Source organism: Chryseobacterium sp. ZHDP1, from assembly GCF_018603435.1.
GTDB lineage: Bacteria > Bacteroidota > Bacteroidia > Flavobacteriales > Weeksellaceae > Chryseobacterium > Chryseobacterium indicum.
The window spans coordinates 773,549-795,828 of record NZ_CP075682.1; the positions used below are offsets into that span (position 1 = coordinate 773,549).

The 22,280-nt window shown below is 35.4% G+C and carries 21 protein-coding genes; 2 read left to right on the plus strand and 19 right to left on the minus strand.

What is annotated here, in order from left to right; all coding sequences use genetic code 11:
• Positions 1 to 82: 82 nt before the first annotated feature.
• Positions 83 to 589, plus strand: a complete 507-nt coding sequence (locus KKI44_RS03500) for a DUF4920 domain-containing protein (RefSeq protein WP_214589856.1) — start codon at positions 83 to 85, stop codon at positions 587 to 589.
• Between the two features lie 114 nt (positions 590 to 703).
• On the opposite strand, the gene KKI44_RS03505 is transcribed toward KKI44_RS03500, so the two are convergent.
• Positions 704 to 1,813 carry a M14 family zinc carboxypeptidase gene (locus KKI44_RS03505; protein WP_214589857.1) on the minus strand — a complete coding sequence of 370 codons (1,110 nt, stop codon included), beginning with the start codon at positions 1,811 to 1,813 and terminating at the stop codon, positions 704 to 706.
• A gap of 823 nt (positions 1,814 to 2,636) precedes the next feature.
• Here KKI44_RS03505 and KKI44_RS03510 point away from each other — a divergent pair.
• Positions 2,637 to 3,182 (plus strand): helix-turn-helix domain-containing protein, encoded by a 546-nt coding sequence (locus KKI44_RS03510; protein ID WP_214589858.1) that lies wholly within the window; start codon positions 2,637 to 2,639, stop codon positions 3,180 to 3,182.
• A gap of 104 nt (positions 3,183 to 3,286) precedes the next feature.
• Here the strand turns inward: KKI44_RS03510 and KKI44_RS03515 are convergent, their stop codons facing one another.
• The 18 genes from KKI44_RS03515 to KKI44_RS03600 form a co-directional block, all read right to left on the minus strand.
• A complete protein-coding gene (locus KKI44_RS03515) occupies positions 3,287 to 4,459 on the minus strand; it encodes a proline dehydrogenase family protein (protein WP_214589859.1) in 1,173 nt (390 codons plus the stop codon).
• Positions 4,460 to 4,524: 65 nt separating this feature from the next.
• Positions 4,525 to 5,454 (minus strand): UbiA family prenyltransferase, encoded by a 930-nt coding sequence (locus tag KKI44_RS03520; protein WP_214589860.1) that lies wholly within the window; start codon positions 5,452 to 5,454, stop codon positions 4,525 to 4,527.
• Between the two features lie 12 nt (positions 5,455 to 5,466).
• Positions 5,467 to 6,393, minus strand: a complete 927-nt coding sequence (locus KKI44_RS03525; protein ID WP_214589861.1) for a mevalonate kinase — start codon at positions 6,391 to 6,393, stop codon at positions 5,467 to 5,469.
• Between the two features lie 454 nt (positions 6,394 to 6,847).
• Positions 6,848 to 8,377, minus strand: coding sequence for an MFS transporter (locus KKI44_RS03530; protein WP_214589862.1), 1,530 nt, complete (start codon positions 8,375 to 8,377; stop codon positions 6,848 to 6,850).
• 421 nt (positions 8,378 to 8,798) lie between these two features.
• Positions 8,799 to 9,980 (minus strand): acetyl-CoA C-acyltransferase, encoded by a 1,182-nt coding sequence (locus tag KKI44_RS03535; protein WP_214589863.1) that lies wholly within the window; start codon positions 9,978 to 9,980, stop codon positions 8,799 to 8,801.
• 55 nt (positions 9,981 to 10,035) lie between these two features.
• Complete coding sequence (locus KKI44_RS03540; protein ID WP_214589864.1) at positions 10,036 to 10,467, minus strand: hypothetical protein; 432 nt, start codon at positions 10,465 to 10,467, stop codon at positions 10,036 to 10,038.
• Between the two features lie 6 nt (positions 10,468 to 10,473).
• Positions 10,474 to 10,863 (minus strand): hypothetical protein, encoded by a 390-nt coding sequence (locus tag KKI44_RS03545; protein ID WP_214589865.1) that lies wholly within the window; start codon positions 10,861 to 10,863, stop codon positions 10,474 to 10,476.
• 72 nt (positions 10,864 to 10,935) lie between these two features.
• Complete coding sequence (locus KKI44_RS03550; protein ID WP_214589866.1) at positions 10,936 to 12,021, minus strand: hypothetical protein; 1,086 nt, start codon at positions 12,019 to 12,021, stop codon at positions 10,936 to 10,938.
• Positions 12,022 to 12,101: 80 nt separating this feature from the next.
• A complete protein-coding gene (locus KKI44_RS03555) occupies positions 12,102 to 12,809 on the minus strand; it encodes a hypothetical protein (RefSeq protein ID WP_214589867.1) in 708 nt (235 codons plus the stop codon).
• Complete coding sequence (locus tag KKI44_RS03560) at positions 12,787 to 13,332, minus strand: RNA polymerase sigma factor (protein WP_108408611.1); 546 nt, start codon at positions 13,330 to 13,332, stop codon at positions 12,787 to 12,789. Before KKI44_RS03560 ends, KKI44_RS03555 begins: the two co-directional genes overlap by 23 nt.
• A 114-nt stretch (positions 13,333 to 13,446) precedes the next feature.
• Complete coding sequence (locus tag KKI44_RS03565; protein ID WP_214589868.1) at positions 13,447 to 14,829, minus strand: nucleoside permease; 1,383 nt, start codon at positions 14,827 to 14,829, stop codon at positions 13,447 to 13,449.
• A 21-nt stretch (positions 14,830 to 14,850) separates the two neighbouring features.
• Positions 14,851 to 15,450 carry a bifunctional nuclease family protein gene (locus KKI44_RS03570; RefSeq protein WP_214589869.1) on the minus strand — a complete coding sequence of 200 codons (600 nt, stop codon included), beginning with the start codon at positions 15,448 to 15,450 and terminating at the stop codon, positions 14,851 to 14,853.
• 187 nt (positions 15,451 to 15,637) lie between these two features.
• Positions 15,638 to 16,585 carry an electron transfer flavoprotein subunit alpha/FixB family protein gene (locus tag KKI44_RS03575; protein ID WP_214589870.1) on the minus strand — a complete coding sequence of 316 codons (948 nt, stop codon included), beginning with the start codon at positions 16,583 to 16,585 and terminating at the stop codon, positions 15,638 to 15,640.
• 88 nt (positions 16,586 to 16,673) lie between these two features.
• The gene (locus tag KKI44_RS03580; protein ID WP_214589871.1) at positions 16,674 to 17,420 is read right to left on the minus strand and encodes an electron transfer flavoprotein subunit beta/FixA family protein; all 747 of its coding nucleotides are present in this window, start codon (positions 17,418 to 17,420) and stop codon (positions 16,674 to 16,676) included.
• 183 nt (positions 17,421 to 17,603) lie between these two features.
• On the minus strand, positions 17,604 to 18,311 hold the full coding sequence (locus tag KKI44_RS03585; RefSeq protein ID WP_214589872.1) for an SDR family oxidoreductase: 708 nt from the start codon (positions 18,309 to 18,311) through the stop codon (positions 17,604 to 17,606).
• Between the two features lie 142 nt (positions 18,312 to 18,453).
• Positions 18,454 to 19,371 carry a T9SS-dependent choice-of-anchor J family protein gene (locus KKI44_RS03590; RefSeq protein WP_214589873.1) on the minus strand — a complete coding sequence of 306 codons (918 nt, stop codon included), beginning with the start codon at positions 19,369 to 19,371 and terminating at the stop codon, positions 18,454 to 18,456.
• Between the two features lie 158 nt (positions 19,372 to 19,529).
• Positions 19,530 to 20,534: a T9SS type A sorting domain-containing protein gene (locus KKI44_RS03595; RefSeq protein WP_214589874.1), complete on the minus strand. Its 1,005-nt coding sequence runs from the start codon at positions 20,532 to 20,534 to the stop codon at positions 19,530 to 19,532.
• A gap of 92 nt (positions 20,535 to 20,626) precedes the next feature.
• On the minus strand, positions 20,627 to 22,006 hold the full coding sequence (locus KKI44_RS03600; RefSeq protein WP_214589875.1) for a dipeptidase: 1,380 nt from the start codon (positions 22,004 to 22,006) through the stop codon (positions 20,627 to 20,629).
• Between the last annotated feature and the right edge of the window lie 274 nt (positions 22,007 to 22,280).

The window sequence follows — 22,280 nt, forward strand, 5'->3', positions numbered from 1 at the left end:
GAAAGATTAAACCTGTTTTTTATCAAATTTTTAATGTTTGCTGTTCAGAATTTTATTATTACTTTTGAGAAAAATAATTCAAATGAAATTCAAAGCGATAATATTTGCTGTAGCCGTGAGTGCTTCGTCTTTAGCTTTTGCACAGGAAACAAAAAAATTCGGACCTCCTGCAGGGAATGCTCTTGTAGGTGATGTTTACGGTGGCGGAGTTGCTTCAAATGTAGAATCTAAAGCAATTTCTGTAGATAAGCTGAGCAAAAAGCTTAAAAAAGATAAAAAAGTAGAAAACGTTGCCGTAAAAGGGAAAGTAACAGACGTTTGCGATAAAAAAGGATGTTGGTTAACAATCCAGACGGAAGATAACTCTCAGTTTTTTGTAAAAATGAAGGATTATGCATTCTTTGTTCCTACTGCTTTAAAAGGGAAAACTGTTGTTATGGACGGAACTGCAGAAAGAAAAATTACTTCTGTAGACGAGCAAAAACATTATGCGGAAGATGCTAAAAAGCCTCAATCTGAAATCGATGCGATCAAAGCTCCGAAAGAAGAGATCAGGTTTGTAGCCAACGGAATTAAAGTTGTAAACTAATTTTCTGTTTTCAATGAAATGAAGGATCTGTAATTGTACAGACTTCCTTTCTGAATGAACAGTCAATTCATATAAAACAAAAGCGGAATCATTATGGTTCCGCTTATTTTATTTTCAGTCTTCTATTGTAAAATTGACTTCTGCATCCAGTTTTGGATATTTTGTTTCTGAGACAAATTTCTTTCCGGTACAGTCGATTTCGAGCCAGCCTTTTTTCTTCTTCACGTCTCCCACTTCCATGACAAAAGGAATAAAAGAGATTTCATCTTTTCCTTCTTCTTTTATTTCACGGTACTGAACCGCTACGTCTAAAATACATTCATGATCTGTATTCAGCTTTACATTTCTGTAAATGATATCATAGTGTGTTTCTCTGTTCTCCGGAATTTCGAGATAGATTTCCCAGCCTGTGGTTTCGGAATTTAATTCTGAAATGGCTTTTAACGCATAATATAAAGCAACCGTGTAATATTTTCGGGTTCCCTTTCTGGTATAGTCGTCTACAAAATGTCCGCCTTCAAATAAAATCGTAGGCATTCCTGCTTTAATAAAATTATCGCCTGTGGAAGTCGGATAAAATTCATCAGAATATCTTCCGATCTGGTTCGGGATTAATTCTTTCAGATGATTATAAATTTCTGCAATTACCGCCATGCATTTTTTCCGGTTTTCAGTTATAGTTCTTTCAACATTTTCTGAGGGAGCCAAAAAAGACAACGTTGCCGGATGAATTCCGTCTGTCGTAAAAATTGTTCTCTGCTCATGAAGATTCAGCGCATAATCATATTTTTTCGAAGCCACCGTATTTTTTAAGAATTTGATTTCTTTACTGGCTTCGTTATGAAAGTCTCTGTTCAGATCTATATCGACTGCATTTAATCTTGTCCATTTTTCGGATCCGTCGGGATTTAGCATAAAAATAAACTCAAGCTGAATTTTACTGAACAATTCTTCTTTCAACTCCGGTGCTTTATCTAAAGAAAAAAGCAAATCGAGCATCGCATGTGTTGCGTTAGATTCATTGCCGTGCATTTGCGACCAGGCAAGAATATTAATGTTTCCTGTTCCGACTGTTAACTTATAAATAGGTTTTTCTAAATAAGACGATCCGATCTGTTTTATATGATCACTGAGATTGTTTTGTAGGTAAGAAAATAATTTTTCAGGGGAAATATAGCGATTTGGGAAATTTGGATTTTGTAAATAGATGTGTTCGAAATTCATATAAATAGTTTACAATAGTCAAATTTAAGTCTTTTTTATGGAAAAAATAAATTTTACATTTGTGAAATAATTAAACATATTGATATGACAAAATGTCTGTTGATAAAATTGTGGATTGAGAATAATTTAATACGAAATACATAAATTATTTAATTTGAGTAACTTATGGAATTTAACTCAATAATTATTTCAATATTACTTTAAGTGTTGAAAACCTTCATTACAGAAAAATATTTAGAAATAGTTTAAACAAAATTATTGTTGAAAACTTCGAATAAAATATTATATACAAATGTAAATAGTTGGAAAACGCAGTCTTTTATTAAATTATTTCTGTTTTTAATTTCAGAAATTTAATCTGGTAATTCTTAAAAAAGATCAATAACCATATTTTACATTAAATAATACAAAACCCAGTCCAAATGCGTTTGAAAGCTATATTTTACAAAAGTAAAACGTTCTTTTTACCCTATTATAAGGCATTTATCTGTTATTTTAAGTACATTATCTGTATTTGCTTATACAGTGTATTAAACCGCAACAAAATTATGTTTATTACATCAATAATGGTATTTATATGAACATAACTTATCAATAAGTTATCGACGATTCCAGTCAGATTTTATTGATTTTAATGATTTAAGTGTGGATAAACTTTTGTAAAATTTAGAATTAGTATTTTATTAATTATATAAAACGATTGTTTTCAAACAGTTATGTAGTTTACAAATGTATTTCACTTCAATTTACATTTGTTTATTATATTAATTTGCATTTGTAAATTTATTTATTTACATTTGTAACACGTTTTAATAATGGTTCTATGAGTCTAAACGAGAGAATTTCAAAAGTTATCGAGTATTCTAATCTTTCTTCTTCGGAGTTTGCAGATGAAATTGAAGTGCAGCGATCTTCTATTTCGCACATTACGTCCGGAAGAAATAAGCCGTCGCTTGAGTTTATCATTAAAATAAAATCGCGCTTTCCTGAAATTCTTTGGGACTGGTTGATTACGGGTGAAGGTGAAATGCTGAAATCTGAACTTCCCGAATCGGATGTTCCTGAACTGGAAGAGGAAATTTACGAAGAGGAAAAACCGAGAACGACTTCTCTCCCCGATCTTTTTACGATGGTAAATAACGATGAAGATTTTGGCAGTGAAGAAACAGAAATAGAGCCGCCAAAAATAAATCGTCAGGAATCGTTTATACCGGATCAAAGTAAAGCTCAGGAGAAAATATCGGATTCTCAGCGATTAGAAAATAACAGTGATCAGATCATTGCTCAAGCTATTGAAAATCAACAAAATAAAATTAAACGAATTGTTATCTTCTACGAAAACGGCAAATTCGAAAGTTTTGAACCTTAAATGATCTTTTGAACTTTTCATTTTCAAAAATTTTAATCAGTCTATATTTCGATCATAAAAAAACCTCACAATATTTTGTGAGGCTTAGCATTTATTTTCAGAATTTATCTGCTTGCTTTTCTTCTTTCGAGTTCCTTTTTAATCAGCCCCAGTTCACGACCGGTTTGTCCCGCAACGGAAGTATTTTCCTGCGCTCTTCTGGTAAGATAAGGCACAACATCTTTTACAGGTCCGTAAGGAAGGTATTTTGCCGCATTATAGCCTTTATCTGACAGATAGAACGTAATATTGTCGCTCATCCCGTAAAGCTGCCCGAAATAGATATGAGGATTTCCGTTTTCCAGTCCTTTCGCTTTCATTTTATCCATGACAAGCTCTGAAGAAATTTCATTGTGGGTTCCGAAAAATGCGGAAACTTTATCTAAATGATTCATAACGAAATCAATTCCTGCATTGTAATTTTTATCGGAAGCATCTTTAGTTGGCTGAATAGGATCTGCATAGCCTTTTTCTGCGGCTCTTGCTCTTTCTTTTTCCATATAGGCTCCGCGAACGATCTTATACCCGATAAAATAACCTTTTTCTCTCGCGCGCTGAAGATGCGCTTCCATATACTCCAATCTTCCGGTTCTGTACATCTGAATGGTATTCCAGACAATCGGCTTTTCCTGATTATATTTCTCCATCATCTCTTCGCAAAGATGGTCTGCTGCATCCTGCATCCAGGTTTCTTCAGCATCTACCATTACTTTTTTGTCGTGTTCATGGCAAAGTTTACAGACTTCATCAAACCTTTTTACTACTCTTTTCCACTCTTCTTTCTGGCTTGTTGTAAGTTCCGCATTTTTCCCGACAGCTTCATACAGATCTATTCTTCCGAAAGCAGTAGGTTTAAAAACGATAAACGGAATTGCCGGATTTCCTACAGAAAATCTTACGATATCTTTGATCTCTTTGCAAACTGCATCAAACGTTTCTTCGTCTTCTTTGCCTTCAATGGAATAATCGAAAATACTTCCGACTCCTCTTCTGAAAAGCTGTTTCACGACTTTCATACTTTCTTCACGGGTTTCTCCTCCGCAAAACTGCTCAAACAAAGTATTTTTTACAATTCCTGTAACGAAAGGAAAACTATTATGAACGGTGAAATTAAGAACGGAAGTTCCAATTTTTGTAAGAGAAGGCTGCTCAATCATTTTGAACATCCAATACGCTTTTCTTAACTGTGCATCGGATTTATCCGCAAATGCGACTTTAGTATCGTTAAAAATGGGCATTACTTTTTATAAATTTAAGGTACTGCAAAGGTAAGAAAAGGATCAGGTTTTATAAAGAAAATTTTCTATAATTTACCTTCCAGTCCGTTGAGAAGCATTGCGATTATCCCAATGAAAACCCAAGTTCTGAGAATATTAAGCGTGATGAAGTTGCTTTTTCTTGTATGATTTAAAATAAGGTAAACACAAAGGATGAAAATAAATAATCCGGCAGTAAAATAATACGCCATGAATCCTGAAATTCCTGTTTTCATAATCAACTTCATGGATACTGCCATGGTAATGATGAGCAGAGAGACGATAATTATTTTGGTATTCCTGCTTTTAAAATAATTGGGAATTGTTGTGTATCCGAATGCTTTATCGACACTCTTCGTTAAAGTATCTTTCACAATATCAATGCATAAAAGAATCAGAAAAAGAAAAACTGCCATGAGTAAAACTTTCTTCGAAAAGGTTTCATAATACACCATCATTCCGAAAAAAGGATACAGCGTAAGACTCACAAAGGTAAGATTGTTTAATATTAAAATCCGGCTGAGCTTATGGCTGTAAAACCACATAAAGAACTGATAAACAACAAAAAATGCAAAAACATTATGCGAAATCATCCATGCAACTCCCAAAGAAATCACACTTAAAACGAGGTAAGCGTAAAGAAAATATTTCTGCTTAATGAAGCTCTGGATTCTTGTTCTGAAAGGTTTTACAACATGATCTTTTTCGAAATCGTAAAACTGATTGATAATTCCTCCGGCAAGAATCGTAAGAACCGTACAGAAAATAATCCCGTGAACTTTAAAATCGAATACAAATTTTCTGAAATTTTCATCCTGATTAAAGAGGAAAAATGTTGAAACATAGAGAGCAAAAATCAGCAGGACGGCAACAAAAAAGCGAGCTCCCAAAAGAAAGCCCACGAATTGTGAAAATCTGTAAAAAAAAGATTTTTGAATATAATTTCTCTGTTGGAAAGTTTCTTTTTCAGAATTCATTCACAACACTTTTTAGAATCTGTAAATCACTTCTTTATGGAAGCCATCAAGCATCTTTTCTGCTTTTTCGTAATCTTTGGTGAAACCTAAAATATAACCGCCGCCGCCGCTTCCGCAGAGTTTTAAATAATATGCATTGGAATCTAAGCCTTTTTTCCAGACGTTGAATAAACTTTCCGGAATCATGGGACGAAAATGTTCATACGCCCAGTGAGAAAGCTTTTTAAGGTTTCTGAAAAACGGATTCATATCTTTTTTAAGGAACGCATCAATACAAGCGTTATTATAGCGGATAAACTCTTCTTTCAGGGTTTTTCTGAAACCTTCGGTCTTCATTTTTTCAAAGAAAATCTGAACCATTGGTCCTGTTTCCCCTGTCATTCCGGAGTCTATTAAGAAAATAGCTCCTTTTCCGGCTTCACTTTCCGGAATGGCAACCTTATCTACACTTTCTTTGCTTTCGATAAGAATCGGAAGATTCAAGTAGCAGATCAGAGGATCAATTCCTGAACTTTTCCCGTGGAAATAACTTTCCATTAACCCAAAAACTGTTCGAAGGTTTTTCAGTTCGTCTTTTGAAATATTTTCAGGTTCATGTTTAGAAATAGAATATCTTTCGAAAATTGCGGCAACCAAAGCGCCTGAACTTCCTACTCCATATCCCTGAGGAATATTGCTGTCGAAGAATAATCCTTCAGAAATTTCTTCTTTAAATTTTGAAACATTAAGTTCAAAAGTCTCAGGAAGTTCTAAATTCTGCAGGTATTCTGCGTATTTTTTAAGATGATCATTGGATTTTTTTTCAAATTCGGAATCCAGTGATGAGAATTTGAGGGTACCTTTGTAAAAACTGTAAGGTAATGTCAAACCTTGGGAATCTTCAATAATTCCGTATTCTCCGAACAAAAGGATTTTTGCGTAAAATAATGGGTTTGTCATTTATTTAAATAAATTTTTCTGCAAATTTAATACTATTCTGATGAATATAAGCAAATCCCGCGCCGAATTCTAACAAATTTTAACAGCAAAATATTCTTAAAATTTTAATTAAATCTAAAATCAGAATTGCATTGATATAAATTTATAAAAAAAGCCTGAAAACTAAGGTTTTCTATTCAAAAGAATAATGAAGTATGTAAATTTACCGTGAGTCGATATTAGAAGATTAAAATAGATTGATAATCAAACTACTACATTTCATTAATAGCGTTAGTCTTCAGCCCGATGTAAAGTTTTCAGATCAAAATCAATTTTAATAAAAATTGATTGTAAGTTTTGACTAAAGCCCATTGCTATTTTTGTATTGTATTTTACATAGAACTCACGTTAATTTAAAATCAAATAAATAAAAAAGACGCTATAAAGCGTCTTGATTTGTTGTAGTATGATTTAACTATTTTTTCTGGGTATTCAGCTTTAAGAATCGTATCAATATTAACCCTACAAAGAAAAATAGTGCCATTGAAAACGCGGCAAATCTCATTCCTGAAGCGGAAGGCAGCATGACATCAATTTTAGCGAAAATGGCTCTCAAAGAATCGTATTTATCGATAAATAAGGCAAAAACAAATGTTCCTACAATGATGGCAATTTTTTCCAATACATCATAAAAACTGAAAAATGTAGTGTTCTCCATTGAGTTTTCCGGCAACAGCTTGGAATAAGTGGATCTGGACATTGCCTGAAGTCCTCCCATTACCAAACCTACGACTGCAGCCACCCCGTAAAACTGATATTCTACTGTCGGATTTTCTTTGTTAAGGAAATATGCCCAGATACAGGCAACGATCCAAAGAATAATAGCAATGGTAATTACGTTTTTGTTTCCTATTTTTCTTGATAATCTTGAGAAAATTACGGCTCCGATGATGGCTTCAATCTGAATGACCAAAAGTGTTCCGATGAGTTTATCCTGAGGAAGATTGATTTCGCTTTTCCCGAAAAGTGTTGCCATCAGGAAAATAGTCTGCATTCCCACGCTGTAAAAAAAGAAGCTGGAAAGGAAATATTTCAGGTTTCTGTCTTTGAACAGATCTTTTCCTACTTTGAATAATTCATGAAAGCTTTCTTTGGCGATATCTTTATAGAAGCTTAAGTTATCTTTTAAAACTTCGAAGAAACCACCCTGTTCTTTATGTCTTTTGAAGATGTTTTTATAGTTTAAAAGGACTAAATCTTTCGGAAGTTTTTCTTTCACATCCCCGAATTGAGGCAAATGTTTGAAGGTATACTGAGAAAAGCCAAACCACCATGCTCCGGTTAATAAAAAGCTGATTCTTGTGAAAAGCAACTGTTGTGCAGCTCCTTTTGCAAGAACCTGAATTAGTATTAAACAAATCACTACCAAAACTACGGAACCGATATATCCGTAAACATATCCTTTAGCAGAAAGTGCATCCTGTTTGTCTCTGGTGGCTATATCCGGTAAAAAGGAATTATAGAATACCAAACTTCCCCAAAATCCGACACTTGCAGTAATGCTGAAGAGCAATCCTAAGAATACGTTGTGCATTCCGGTAAACATTGCCAATCCCATACAAGATGTAGCTCCTAAATAGCAGAAGAACTGCAGGAAGGATTTTTTGTTTCCTATTGTATCTGCCAAAGAGGATAAAAACGGAGACAATAAAACCACTATGAAAAACGAAATCGTTAAGGAATATCCATAGACCGCATCGGGTTGATATTCTTCTCCAAAGATCTTAATCATGTGTCTTACAGGAACATCGATCCATGATTTTGTTTCCGCCACATATTCCTTTTTTTCGTACGCTGTGGTAAGAATGGAATAGTAAATAGGGAAAATAGTAGAAGTAATTACCAAAGAATAAACGGAGTTTGCCCAGTCATAAACCGCCCAGGCTTTCATGATCTTTGGATTATTCTTTATGTTTTGAGTTTGCAGATTCTCAATTTCAGACATTTCAAATAATTATTAATAAACACAAAAATAGCAAAACCGCCGAATATTCGGAGCTTTTTATTTGGTTTGGAGAAAATTTTATTATTCCGTTAAAATTGTGCTATTTAAAAAATGGCTTCAGTATAAATATTTCTTGCCCGAAGAGAATATTTTTCAGGAGAAAAATTATCGTATTTTAATTAGATATTGTTTTTTTGATTTTTAAAAGTTTTTTAACCTTTCAAAATGATTTTTTACCGATAATTTCTATGAATGTCTGGAATTATAGCCCCGATTGCAGCATTTGTCTGAGCTCATTTCGGGTTTCGGCGGCGGCTTCGCCGCCGCCGAAACCCGAAATAGCGAGTGCGGAAAGCGGGAAAAAGCTCCAAAAAAAATCCGAAAGTAAAACTTCCGGATTCTGAATGTATCAATCTAATGATTACTGCATATTTTCAATAACGATTGCAGAAGCTCCGCCTCCTCCGTTACAGATTGCTGCTGCACCGTATTTACCGTTATTCTGTTTCAAAACGTTAATTAAAGTTACAATGATTCTTGATCCTGAACTTCCAAGAGGGTGACCAATAGCCACAGCTCCACCGTTTACGTTTACTTTAGAAGCATCCAGTCCTAAAATTTTATTGTTCGCCAGACCTACTACAGAAAAAGCTTCGTTGAATTCGAAGAAATCAATGTCTGTAAGCTCTAAACCTGCTTTTTTAAGGGCAATGGGTAAAGCTTTTGAAGGTGCTGTTGTAAAATCTTCAGGAGCCTGAGCTGCATCTGCATAAGAAACGATTCTCGCCAAAGGCTTAAGTCCCAATTCCTCCATTTTTTCTTTAGAAACAAGGATCAAAGCAGAGGCTCCGTCATTGAGTGTAGAAGCGTTTGCTGCCGTTACTGTTCCTTCTTCTTTTTTAAACACTGTAGGAAGTGTAGGAATTCTGTCAAAATTTACCGCTTTATATTCTTCATCTTCTGCAAAAATAATCGGATCTCCTTTTCTCTGAGGAATTTCCACAGGAACAACCTCATCAGCAAATTTACCTTCCGACCATGCTTTTGCTGCTCTTTTATAAGATTCGATGGCAAAATTATCCTGCTCCTCTCTTGAAATACTGTAGTCAGCTGCACATTTTTCTGCACAAACTCCCATATGAACTTTGTTGTAGACGTCTGTAAGCCCGTCCAGAACCATTCCGTCCTGCATTTTTACATCGCCTAATTTTGTTGCATTTCTCGCGTTGTAGTAATGTGGAACTGAGGACATATTTTCCATCCCTCCTGCAACAATTACGTCTGCATCTCCTGCTTTAATTGCCTGTGCAGCCATAGAAACCGCTTTCATTCCGGATGCACAAACTTTATTTACCGTAGTAGAAGGCGTTTCGTTTGAAAGTCCTGCTCCTAAAGCTACCTGACGAGCCGGAGCCTGTCCTTCTCCCGCCTGTAAAACGTTCCCCATGTAGATTTCCTGAACCTGTTTCGGATCAAGACCGATTTTTTCTAATGCTCCTTTTACAGCAACAGCTCCCAGCTTCGTTGCAGGAACAGCAGATAAACTTCCTAAAAAACTTCCCATCGGAGTTCTTACTGCGGAAACGATGAATACTTCTTTCATTTTTATAATTCTATTTTTTTACGTTTAGTTTAAACCGAATCTTATAATTTTCTGTTTATTTTTTGTTTTCTTTTGCTTTCATCAGTACAAAATTATAAGTGTCATTTTCGAATTTTGACTGAATTTTTATGTAATTGTCCTGCGTGGCAATAACTTTATTGGTGAATATATCTCCTACTTTAATAGGATTTTCTTTTTCGGTTTTTTCAACAGCAATTAATTTATACTCGCAGTCACTCACAAAAACCATGGTTAGTTTTATAAAATCTTTACCATCGTTATAATATTCGGTCTGTATATTATCTTTTATGGTCATATACCAAAGATTGGGCGGATAATTCATCCTGTAAAACTTACCTTCCTTAATATTAGTACATTTTGGAGGGTTATCTACAGGTTTCTTTTTTACCGTTTCCTGAGACTGTGCATTCGCGTACGATGCACCCAGAAAAAATACTCCGATCGAAAATATTTTCAAAAAATTCATACGTGATTATGCTTTTACTTTATTATTTTTAACTAAAATGATGATAAACGCTCCTAAAAATTCTAAGATCCAGCCCCACTTCAATTTTACAATTCCTGCCAGTTTATCCTGCCATGATTTAAAAGGCATAAAGCTGAAATAATCTGAAGCCTGAAGTTTTACGGCAATAAGCGTAAAAACAAACAGAAAAACCAGAAGAATACCAAAAATTTTAGAAACTTTTGTATTATTGTTTGCAATACCAAAGAGTGCTCCTGCAGAAAGAATCCAGCAGATTATTGCCAGAGAATGATCGAGCTTCCAATAATTCCAGTTTCCGATGATGGGAACGTGAACGAGCGGCAGAAAACTTCCTGCAACCACCAATATCAATCCTAATAACTGAATATTTTTCATATTTCTTAAAGTGCCAAAATACAAAAAAAAACACACTCCAAAAAGTGTGTTTTTCTATGATGCAGATTCATATTAAAAATTGACATATAACAGCTCCAATCCTATCTGAACGCCATATTTGTTATTAATTTTTGCCTGATCGTTGAATATAGGTGTGAAATCTTTTTTCACAAAAATATTAAACGGACCATATCCCAAAGACAATTTACCCCCAAAAAGAAAAGCATTAACAGCGTCTGAAATGTTTTCCCTGTATTTTACGCGGTTGTTCTCTTCATTCTTGTAAATGATATAGTTTTGGGTAAGAAATCTTACGCCTCCGTAAACTCCTGCACTGATTCTGAAATTTCCTTTGGAATTATCCAGCATTTTTTCATTATTTTCTACAGTATATTTAGGATTTAAGACAAATACAAAATCAATCGGAACCAGAAAATAGTGATTTTTAAGATATGATTTTTTTAAATTTCCTTCGGCGAAAGTATTAAAATCCGAAATAGAGATTTCATTTTTATCCTGAGTGAAAATTGTTGTTTTTTTCGGTGAAAAAGAATCTGACCGATATCCCAGACCGATACGGTAAAATACCGGAGAAACCAAAGAACCGATCTGTCTCGTCATTCTCAATTCCATTTGTGAAGACATGGAATTTCCTACTCGCATTCCGGATTCTTTATTACCTATTGCAAGGGAAGAGGATGATTTTGTAAGATTCATGAAACCGAAACCGATGTTAAAATCTGTTGTGCGTAAAAGGTCTTTTTTTGTTTTATAACCGGAGGTATTCAGTGTGAGAAGTGCATTATTTTGAGCTAAAAGTTCAATAGAATGTTTTCCGGATCTTCCCATCACAACATCTTTTACAATGCCTTTGGTTGCATTTTCCAGCTCTTCTTTCTGGCTGTTTATTTTTTCGTTGATGATTTCTTCGTATTTCATCGCGATTTCTGTTCTCTGCTTCTGCTTTTCATCAGCGCTTACTTTGTTTTCTCTGTAATTCTTATCCAGATCATCCAGCTCCAGATTCATTTTAGACTTTTCTGATACTACAATGCTGTCCACTTTTTTAGAATAGCTTCTTAATTCCGGTCTTACTTCCTGTGAAAAGGCGTAGGAAAAAGCAAAAAGAGCAGTCATTAAGGCAAATTTAGTTTTCATGTATTTTCTTTTATTTTTTAGACAATATTTTACCGCTGTTCATAAAAAAGAACAGTAATTTTTATTTAAAGTATTAGAATCTATTTCGTGTCTGTGTAGACCGTTACGCCAAGAACCGTTACATTATCCACTTTCTGAAAGACTTTATTGATATTAAAAACGCCGAATTTGCGATCATCTTTTTTCACTTCTTCTCTGGTTTTATCAAATTCTCTTCCCATAAGCAGTTCATCAGCATTAGTATAGCCTGATTTTGTTTTCTTTGCTTCGGCAATCGCAGGAAAAATTATATTTTCGCTTTTAATTTTGTCGGGGTTAATATCGATAGTTCTCTGTTGCATAACTGCAATTTCTTCAATTACAGGACTCGAAATTTTTTGAATTTTGACTTCTTTTTTTGAATTTAAAACCTCAGCCGAATTCGTTTCCTGATTTTTTAAAACAGCTTTTACCGTATTTTCCTGATTGTTTTTTTGTTCCTCAGAAGCGACAGATTGTTTTTCGAATTCCGGATTTATGGGATTTACCGCATTTTCAAGACGCTGTTTTACAATATAGTCGGTTTTTTGATGGTCAAAGTTATTTTTGTTTTTAATATAAATAATTGTTCCTACAGAAACCATCAACAAGATAATGGCTGCATATTTCCACCATTCGGAAGACTGTTTTGAAGCATTTTCAGGCTTTTCATCCAGCTTCTGATCCAATCTGTCCCAAAGATCGGCGGAAGGCTTTATTTCAAGCTTCTCATACTCGGATTTTAAATTATTTAACGTATTGTTTTTCATTTTGCTTCTGTTTTAAAAAATCTGCAATCCATTTTTTAGATTTGCTCAGCTGGCTTTTGCTGGTGCCTTCAGAAATATTCAGTATTTCTGCTATTTCATGATGCTTTTTTTCTTCAAAAACATAGAGATTGAAAATCAATCGGTATCCATCGGGCATTTTTGAAAAAATTTCCTCCATATTAAGCTCCTCCATTTCTTCTTCCCAGTTTTCCTCAACATTTCCGATTTCGCTGATTTCAACATCCGTGTAAAGGATATTTCTGTTTTTCCTGATAAAATTAATCGAGTTATTCACTACGATTTTCCTCAGCCAGAACTGAAAGCTTTTCCATTCTCTGCATTCCTCTATTTTTGAAAAACAAGTGAAAAAAGAATTCATTAAAATATCTTCCGCATCATGAAGGTTATTCACATAAGAATTTGCTATGGCAAGCATTTTCGCCGAAAACATTTCGTACAGAGCTTTCTGCCCTCTCCGATCCTGCTTTTTTGCCAGTTTAAAATTCTCTTCTAAATTCTTCATTAATTAGTTTCTGTTTATAAGACGAAAGATTTTTGAAAGGGTTGCCTGAATATCAAAAAAATTGCACTTTTTTTGAAAGTGCAATTTAATATATTCGTTATCAGTGTGATAAAATTAATGTTTAATATCAGATGTCTGAATTGGTGTATGTTTATGTTTGAACAGAACAGCAAATAAAAGAGCTAAAATCAAAGCATATGCAGCGAAAGAAAGCCAGATATTATGCCAGTCTTTTACCATTACAATAGAAGATAAAGTTCCGTCCGGATTTACCGCAGAATTGAAACTCTTTTGCAGAATTCCTAAAAAAGTCTGGTTGTCCGGTGTTGTTTCAAGATAATTTGCCAGTGAAGAAGCGGTAGTAAATTTGTGGGTGAAGAATTTATCGATTGCCCAGCCTGCTGCATAACTTCCGAAAACCGCCCCGAAACCGTTGGTCATCATCATGAATAATCCCTGAGCCGAAGAACGGATCTTTTTATCGGTAGTGGTTTCGACAAAAAGCGATCCTGAAATATTGAAGAAATCGAAAGCCATCCCGTACACAATGCAGGAAAGGATGATTAAACTTAAGCCATATCCTTCCGGAACACCATAAGCAAAGAATCCGAATCGTAAAACCCATGCAAACATTGAGATGAGCATTACTTTTTTAATTCCGTATCGTTTTAAAAAGAAAGGAATTGCCAAAATGAATAGTGTTTCCGAAATCTGAGAAATAGACATGATAATTGTAGATCTTTTCACTACAAAAGAGTCAGCATATTTGGGAAAATGTTCAAATTCACTCAGGAATACGTCTCCGTAAGCATTCGTAAGCTGTAAAGCTGCCCCCAAAAGCATGGAAAATAAGAAAAACAATGCTGTTTTGTAATCTTTGAACAGTTTAAAAGCATTAAGACCTAACTGCTCGGATAGCGGCGCATCTTTGTCTATTAATTTCTGTGGAGGACATTTTGGTAATGTTAAAGCGTAAATTCCTAAGAAAACAGCAACCGCTCCGGCAATATAGAATTGCCCTTCTGTAGCTTTATTCCCCGTAAGATTGGTAATCCACATGGCAACAATGAAACCGATGGTTCCCCAAACACGGATTGGCGGGAAATCCTTAACAACATCCAGTTCACTGTTTTTAAGAATAGTATAGGAAATTGAATTGGCTAATGCAATAGTCGGCATGTAAAAACACATGGCAACGAGCATTACCGTAAAAAAAGAACCGGGATCTGCAGAATGAGGCAGAATGAAAAGCACGATACCGTATAAAATATGTAACGCTGAAAAAATTCTTTCTGCGTTTACCCAACGGTCGGCAATAATTCCGGTGATGGTCGGCATAAAAATGGAAGCAATCCCCATGGTTCCGAAAACAGCACCAAACTGCGCTCCGTCCCAATGTTTTGTACCGAACCAAAAATTAGCCATCGTAATCAGCCATGCTCCCCAAACGAAGAACTGCAGAAAACTTAAGATGGTCAGTCGTAATTTTAAGTTCATAAGTTAGTATAAATAATCTCTTTAGTCAATTTTTTTCTTCCTTCTCCTGATTTCTTCCTGAATCTCAAGAGCGGTATCGTAATCTTCTTCTTTTACCGCTTCATCCAGCAACTTCTGCAATTCTTCCATCGAAATCGATTTTAGATTATCTTCCGCCTGAACGGTTTCGGAAAACGAAGGCTCTTCTTTGGTTACATCTTCCAGTTCCAGCAGAATTCCGGCTTCGTTAAGTACCTGCTGTGTTGTGAAAATAGGGGCATCAAAACGAACTGCCATTGCTACTGCATCTGAAGTTCTGGCATCTAAGATGAGTTCTTCATCTGTAGCTTTATTTTTAAAGTTGATATTTGAGAAGAAAACGCCGTCTACAATCTGATAGATGATAACGGATACAAGTTCGTAATTTGCAGAATGTATAAATTTTGTAAATAAATCATGTGTAAGAGGACGAGGAGGGTGAATGTCTTTCTCAAGCCCCAAAGAAATGGATTGTGCCTCGAAATTCCCTATAACAACAGGTAATTTAATATGTGTTTCTTCATGTTCCAATAATAGTGCGTACGCCCCGGATTGTGTCTGGCTGTACGATATTCCGCGAATAATTAACTGTTTATAATCCATAACTACAAATATAGATTAATTTTTCAAAGTTTTTTTTACTTTTTGTACAAAAATAAAAGCCCGAAAAGGGCTTTTATATGCGAATTGTGATTTAATGACACTGTCTGTTTTACTTCGTAAGCGAATTTTTTAAAGATGTACTTTAAAATTTATACATGAAATAATCGACTGTTACCCAATCCACTTTTTATGCTTTAAGAGCTTTTATTTTCTCTGTTAGCGCAGGAATAATCTGGAAAGCATCTCCTACAACTCCGTAATCTGCGGATTTGAAGAATGGAGCTTCAGGATCACTGTTGATCGCTACGATTGTTTTAGAGGAGTTAACTCCTGCCAAATGCTGAATTGCTCCGGAAATACCGATTGCAATATAAAGATTCGGAGAAATTGCCTTACCTGTCTGTCCTACGTGTTCTGTGTGAGGTCTCCATCCGATATCTGAAACCGGTTTTGAACAAGCTGTAGCAGCTCCTAAAACGTTTGCCAGATCTTCTACCATTCCCCAGTTTTCAGGACCTTTTAACCCTCTTCCAGCAGAAACTACGATTTCTGCTTCTTTAAGGTCTAATTTTCCTGAACTCTGCTCATGAGAAATTACTTTAGTATCATCATTGGCAACGGATAGATTTTTCACTTCTTCTGATCCGGAAACTGCATTTTCCTTCACTCCGAAAGCATTTTGAGAAACGGTTACAATTACCCCGCTTCCTTCTGCTTTTGCATGCATAAATCCTTTTCCTGAGAAAGCTCTTCTTTTCACCTGAAACGGAGAAAGGCTTTCGGGAGCTTCCAATACATTGGTAATTAAAGAATGTCCGTTCATTACTGCCAACATCGGAGCAATTGAAGAAGCATCTGTTGTGTGAGGGAAAACGATGATGTTTCCGTTTGCTGCTTCACTTACCGCCTGAGCATAAGCTTTAGCTGAGAAACTTTTAAGACCTTCGTCTTTGATGTTGATTACGTTAGATGCTCCATATTTATACAATAGATCTGAAGAATCTGTAGGGTTTACAGAGATTGCCGTTACGCTATCTCCTGCCTGATCTGCAACAGCTTTAGCATAAGAAACTGCTTCAAAAGCTGCTTTTTTGTAAACTCCGTTTATATTTTCTGCGTATACGAATACTGCCATTTTTTGAATTTTAAAAAATTAAAGGTTTAGGTTTAGGCTAAGATTTAGAATTTAAATTTAAATCTAAAACTCAGTCTTAGCCTCAATATTAGATAACTTTTGCTTCTTCGTGAAGTAATCTTACCAATTCATCCAAATTATCCGGAGAAACCAGTTTTACAGCTGCTCTTGGCGGAACACTGTCATAAGAAACTCCCTGAACTTTCACCTCCGATGAAGCCGGCTCAACTACCTGCAAAGGTTTTGTTCTTGCAGACATAATTCCTCTCATGTTCGGAATAATTAAGTCTTTTTCGTCTACCAATCCTTTCTGACCCGCGATTACAGCCGGTAATTTTACAGAAATGGTTTCTTTACCTCCTTCAATTTCTCTTACTGCAGTAGCTTCACTTCCGTTTACATCAAGTCCTACAGAAGCGTTTACGAAAGGCTGGTTCAATAACTGAGCTACCATTCCCGGAACAGAACCTCCGTTATAGTCTATTGATTCTTTTCCGCAAAGGATTAAATCGTATCCTCCGTTTTGTGCAACTGCTGCAATTTCTTTAGCTGTAGAGAAACTGTCTTTAGGATCAAGATTTACTCTCACCGCATCATTTGCTCCGATTGCCAAAGCTTTTCTTACAACAGGCTCGGTAGAAACATCTCCTACGTTGATTACGGTTACTGTTGCTCCCTGAGATTCCTGTAATTTTATTGCTTTTGTTAACGCAAATTCGTCAAGAGGATTAATTACCCACTGAATTCCGTTTTTGTCGAATGCAGATTTATCCGCTGTAAAGTTAATTTTGGAAGTAGTGTCCGGAACACTACTTATACAAACTAATATTTTCATATGTTGTTCTTATTGTTTTAATGGTCAGATGAAACTTTTAGGTTTCATGTGTACTATTTTTAGCTCTTAATTAAATTTAATGTTTCTTTAAATTTTAACTCAATTATCTGTTGCTAATATAAATAAAAAATATATTATGCATGCATAGCACTTATTATTTTACTATTCAATGCATTAAAGTCATTATTTAGCGGGTTTTGTTGCCCGAAATTCAATCTTACTCGGTAAAACTCTCGGGTTCATTTTTAAAATATCCAAAACCAGATTCCCCAAATCTTCAGGCTGAATCTTCCATGCGTCTTTTTCTGAAGGAATATTTCCGTTGAAATGGGTGGCTACAGAACCCGGCATAATTACCGTAGATTTGATGTTGTATTTTCTTAAATCGATCATTGCTGCCTGTGTAAACCCTACTACACCGAATTTTGAGGCGTTATAACCTGTTCCGTTTTCAAAGAAATTTGCTCCCGCCAGACTTGAAACTGTGATGTAATATCCTTCTGTCTTTTTCAATTCTTCTACAGAAGCTTTTAATGTATAGAAAACACCTGTTAAATTCGTTTCAATCATATCATTCCACTCTTTAGCAGATAGTTCATCAACAGGCTTGAAAATTCCTAAACCCGCATTTGCAATCACAAAATCCAGTCTTCCGAACTTTTCTTTTATCTGTCTTACTGCATCTTCTTCATTGGTAAGTTCTTTTACATCAGACACAACTCCCAAGACATTTTCTGAAATCTGCCTTAAATCCTGTTCAGCTTTTTCCACATCTTCCTTTTTTCTTCCCGAAAATGCAACCGAAACTCCGTTTTCAAGCAAAACTTTAGCAATTCCGAAGCCTATACCTTTGGTTCCTCCTGTTATATATGCTACTTTATTATCGATCATAATTATTGCCAGTTTAAGTTCTTAAAAATAGCAAAAATGCTTTAAATAAGGTAATTTTTATTGCCTAACATTTGTCAGTTTATTAGATCAAATAAAAAAGCGCTCCGGGTCGAAGCGCTTTGAAAATAGTATCAAACTTAATTTATTTTTTGATGAATTTCTGGGAAATTTTATTTCCTTTAGATTCAATACTGATAATATATGAACCAGCGTTCAGATGTTTTACATTTATTTTATCTCCCTCCAGTTTTACATCTACTTTTTTACCGGCAATATCAAATACTTCGATGTTACTGAATTTGTCTGCAGATTTAACAGAAATGTAATCTGTCGTCGGATTTGGATAAACAGAAACTTCTTTATCACTCAAAGAAACATCATTGGTAGATAATGTAGGTCTGTCGATGGAAAAAGTATCAATACCAATAAGATCCGAATTATTTCCACTTGGACCTCCATCGGTTACATAGTACCTGAAGGCAAATCTTACAGGAACCGGCGTTGTTCCTACTCCGGTAACCGTAAAGCTATATTTTGTCCATATTTTGGGATAAACAAAATTTCCTGCCAAAGTTGGATTAACAGATACTCCTAAGTTTGTAAAGGAACCCACATCAGCAGCTCCGGTAGTCGGAAGAACGGCTCCGGCTGCTAATGCATATCTTAGTTCCAGACGATCAGGATAATCGGTAGTTCCGTCTGTTCCTTTTCTGGAATAAAAGCTTACAATGTCGCCGTTTTTAACATCTATTGCATTGGTGAATAACCAGTTGCTGATCGTTCCCGCGCCGGATGTACTTGTATAATTTACCAAAGCAAAAGAATTGCTGCCTCCTGCCTGTCCCACAGGAACAGTAGTTGTATTGCCGCTTCCAAACAGTGGATTGGTTAAAGGTGTGGTATAAGTGGCTTTTGTCCAAACCGAGGTAGTTACAGGACTACTTTGATTAGAGGTTGTCCAGGTTGTAAAAGCGGTATCAAAACCATAGCTGTAAACGTTTGTCTGCGCGTTCATCGAGACCAGGCCCAGAAACGAGCCGAGTAGTAAAAGTTTTCTCATATCATTAAAATTTAGTTTTATAAATATATTAATAATATTTTAAAAACAAAACATTTATATTTAAAATATGATACTAATACCACAATTATAAGTAAAATTTCAACAATAAAGGCTACATTATTTACAATGCAGCCTTATTAATGAAAATATTTTCAATATTATTCTTTGATCAGTTTTTTAGTGACAAAACCTGCCTCTGTTTTAATTCCTAATAAATAATTTCCATTTGCTAAGCCGGAAACATTCACTTTATTACCGCTTAAAGGAAGATCGATTCTTTTTCCGGAAAGATCATAAACATACACCGAAAGTATTTTATTTTTACCTTCAATAGTTACAATATCTTTTGCAGGGTTAGGATAAATATCAATAATTTCTTTTGTATTCGAAACTTCTTCTTTAGTAGCGAGGATTGTATTGTTAGAATAAGAAAGATTAAAGTCATCGATCGCCCAATTATAAGCAACTGAATTTCCTGATGCATTAATATTATAGGTACGGTATTGCCCTACATCTAATCCAGGAATTAGTGTATATCCTGCAGGTGGAGAAGAGAAAGTGTAGCTTTCCTGCGGCGTATACCAGTTCATAACTCCTGTCGTCATATTATATGCCATTCCTACAGTAACCCAAGTGTTCGCAGGATAGGTTGCTCCTAAAGTTTTGATACCAAAGAACCCTCTTGTTCCTGCATTGGATAATGTTCCTCCGGCTGTAATAGATTTGGTGGCAACATTATAAATGAGACTTATGATAACTGAAGGAGTTGTTCCGTCATCAAAAAGCGTTATATACACTGATCCGGTACCGTTTGCAGATCCGGTATAAAAACTGCATGTCGCTTTTATAATATCGTTACCTGTGGTAGCATTTACTCCTACTAATTTAATAGCATAGTGATTATTTGGATCGCTTGTAGCTGCATAACCCGGTCCTGCAGTAACTTTTAAAGAATTTGCATGAGCCGCATCAATAGTAGCGATCTGGTAATCTGAAGCAGCACCATTTAATAAATAATATCCTCCTTGTCCTGTAGAAGCTCCTGTAAAATTTGTTCCGACATTTCCGGCAGTTAAACTGTTAAAATTCTGGCTGTCAATAACCTGTCCGTAAATACTGCCTACAGAAAGTATTCCGGAAATAAAAAGTAGAATTTTTTTCATTATATTTCAATTAATTTATTAGCTGCACTAAATATAAAAAAAATTCCTTAAGAAAAAAAATCCTAAGGAACTCATTTATTGATTGTTAAAAATTACTTCGCATAATTCTCAAAAAATAACGGAATACTTTCTATTCCTTTATAAAAATTGAACAGCCCGTAATGTTCGTTTGGAGAGTGGATTGCATCTGAATCTAATCCAAAGCCCATTAAAACAGATTTGGCTCCTAAAACCTGCTCGAACATAGCAGTAATCGGAATACTTCCTCCTCCTCTGTAAGGAAGAACTTCTTTTCCGAAGGCTGATTCCATTGCCTGTTTTGCTGCCATAAATTCTTTGGTATCGGTTGGTAAAACATAAGGCATTCCTCCATGATGTGGAGTAACTTTTACTTTTACATTTTCCGGAGCAATTTTTTCAAAGTATTTCGTGAATTTTTCTGTTATTTCTTCCGGAGTCTGATACGGAACCAGACGCATTGAAATTTTAGCAAAAGCCTTTGACGGAATTACAGTTTTTGCTCCTTCTCCTGTATAACCTCCCCAAATTCCGTTGCAGTCTAAGGTTGGGCGAATCGAGGTTCTTTCGAGTGTAGTATATCCTTTTTCTCCCTCTACTCCGTTTAAGCCGATAGATTTTTTGAATTCTTCAGGGTTATCTTTCAGCTTATTCATATCTGCACGGTCTGAATCTGAAACGGTTTCTACATTATCATAGAATCCGTCGATTGTTATGTGTCCGTCTTCGTCAATTAGTTTAGCAATCATTCTTGACAGGACATGGATCGGGTTTGGAACGGCACCGCCATAAAGTCCTGAATGCAGGTCTCTGTTTGGACCTTCCACTTCTACTTCCACATAGCTTAATCCTCTTAAACCTGTAGTAACAGTAGGCTGTTCGTTGCTGTAGATATGTGTATCTGAAATTAAAATACAATCACAAGAAAGCTTTTCTTTATTTTCATTTACCCAATCTCCTAAGCTTACCGAACCTACTTCTTCCTCTCCTTCTAAAATAAATTTAACATTGCAAGGAAGAGCATTAGTCTTCATCATCGCTTCAAAAGCTTTAAGATGCATGAAAAACTGTCCTTTGTCGTCTGCTGAACCTCTTGCAAAGATTGCTCCTTCCGGATGAAGTTCTGTTTTCTCAATATAAGGTTCGAATGGCGGTTTTGTCCACAGTTCCAACGGATCTGCAGGCTGAACATCATAATGTCCATAGACTAAAACCGTAGGTAAATCTGTATTTAAAATTTTTTCTCCGTACACGATAGGATATCCTTTGGTCTGGCAAACTTCCACATTATCAGCTCCTGCATTTTTAAGGTGTTCTGCTACTACATCCGCACATTTCAAAACATCGTTTTTATAAGCTGGATCGGCAGAAATGGAAGGTATTCTCAGTAATTCAAATAATTCATCCACGAAACGCTGTTTGTTTTCGCTGATGTAATTTAATGTCTCTTGCATTGTAAAATATTATTTTGCTAAAAATAAAAAATTTGCCCCGCAGGAACAAACAAAAACAGATAATTTTCCTCAGGTTTGAAGTGTGCTGTCGAAAAATCTTAATCTGAATGGTATTTTATCCCTGAAATTGACTGACAGACTTCAGTTTAGCCGTGATTGCAGCATTTGTCTGAGCTCATTTTCTGGATTTCGGCGCGGCTTCGCCGCGCCGAAATCCAGAAAATAGCGAGTGCGGAAAGCGCGAAACAGCTTCAAAAAAAATATCCCACATTGC

What these genes read in the sequence shown, in the direction of transcription:
- KKI44_RS03520 (WP_214589860.1), bottom strand. Translation starts at nt 5,454, where the DNA reads ATGAATTCTGAAAAAGAAACTTTCCAACAGAGAAATTATATTCAAAAA.
- KKI44_RS03540 (WP_214589864.1), bottom strand. Translation starts at nt 10,467, where the DNA reads ATGAATTTTTTGAAAATATTTTCGATCGGAGTATTTTTTCTGGGTGCA.
- KKI44_RS03575 (WP_214589870.1), bottom strand. Translation starts at nt 16,585, where the DNA reads ATGGCAGTATTCGTATACGCAGAAAATATAAACGGAGTTTACAAAAAA.
- KKI44_RS03595 (WP_214589874.1), bottom strand. Translation starts at nt 20,534, where the DNA reads ATGAAAAAAATTCTACTTTTTATTTCCGGAATACTTTCTGTAGGCAGT.
- KKI44_RS03560 (WP_108408611.1), bottom strand. Translation starts at nt 13,332, where the DNA reads ATGAAGAATTTAGAAGAGAATTTTAAACTGGCAAAAAAGCAGGATCGG.
- KKI44_RS03515 (WP_214589859.1), bottom strand. Translation starts at nt 4,459, where the DNA reads ATGCCCATTTTTAACGATACTAAAGTCGCATTTGCGGATAAATCCGAT.
- KKI44_RS03505 (WP_214589857.1), bottom strand. Translation starts at nt 1,813, where the DNA reads ATGAATTTCGAACACATCTATTTACAAAATCCAAATTTCCCAAATCGC.
- KKI44_RS03590 (WP_214589873.1), bottom strand. Translation starts at nt 19,371, where the DNA reads ATGAGAAAACTTTTACTACTCGGCTCGTTTCTGGGCCTGGTCTCGATG.
- KKI44_RS03565 (WP_214589868.1), bottom strand. Translation starts at nt 14,829, where the DNA reads ATGAACTTAAAATTACGACTGACCATCTTAAGTTTTCTGCAGTTCTTC.
- KKI44_RS03580 (WP_214589871.1), bottom strand. Translation starts at nt 17,420, where the DNA reads ATGAAAATATTAGTTTGTATAAGTAGTGTTCCGGACACTACTTCCAAA.
- KKI44_RS03550 (WP_214589866.1), bottom strand. Translation starts at nt 12,021, where the DNA reads ATGAAAACTAAATTTGCCTTAATGACTGCTCTTTTTGCTTTTTCCTAC.
- KKI44_RS03545 (WP_214589865.1), bottom strand. Translation starts at nt 10,863, where the DNA reads ATGAAAAATATTCAGTTATTAGGATTGATATTGGTGGTTGCAGGAAGT.
- KKI44_RS03525 (WP_214589861.1), bottom strand. Translation starts at nt 6,393, where the DNA reads ATGACAAACCCATTATTTTACGCAAAAATCCTTTTGTTCGGAGAATAC.
- KKI44_RS03585 (WP_214589872.1), bottom strand. Translation starts at nt 18,311, where the DNA reads ATGATCGATAATAAAGTAGCATATATAACAGGAGGAACCAAAGGTATA.
- KKI44_RS03535 (WP_214589863.1), bottom strand. Translation starts at nt 9,980, where the DNA reads ATGAAAGAAGTATTCATCGTTTCCGCAGTAAGAACTCCGATGGGAAGT.
- KKI44_RS03500 (WP_214589856.1), top strand. Translation starts at nt 83, where the DNA reads ATGAAATTCAAAGCGATAATATTTGCTGTAGCCGTGAGTGCTTCGTCT.
- KKI44_RS03570 (WP_214589869.1), bottom strand. Translation starts at nt 15,450, where the DNA reads ATGGATTATAAACAGTTAATTATTCGCGGAATATCGTACAGCCAGACA.
- KKI44_RS03555 (WP_214589867.1), bottom strand. Translation starts at nt 12,809, where the DNA reads ATGAAAAACAATACGTTAAATAATTTAAAATCCGAGTATGAGAAGCTT.
- KKI44_RS03530 (WP_214589862.1), bottom strand. Translation starts at nt 8,377, where the DNA reads ATGTCTGAAATTGAGAATCTGCAAACTCAAAACATAAAGAATAATCCA.
- KKI44_RS03510 (WP_214589858.1), top strand. Translation starts at nt 2,637, where the DNA reads ATGAGTCTAAACGAGAGAATTTCAAAAGTTATCGAGTATTCTAATCTT.
- KKI44_RS03600 (WP_214589875.1), bottom strand. Translation starts at nt 22,006, where the DNA reads ATGCAAGAGACATTAAATTACATCAGCGAAAACAAACAGCGTTTCGTG.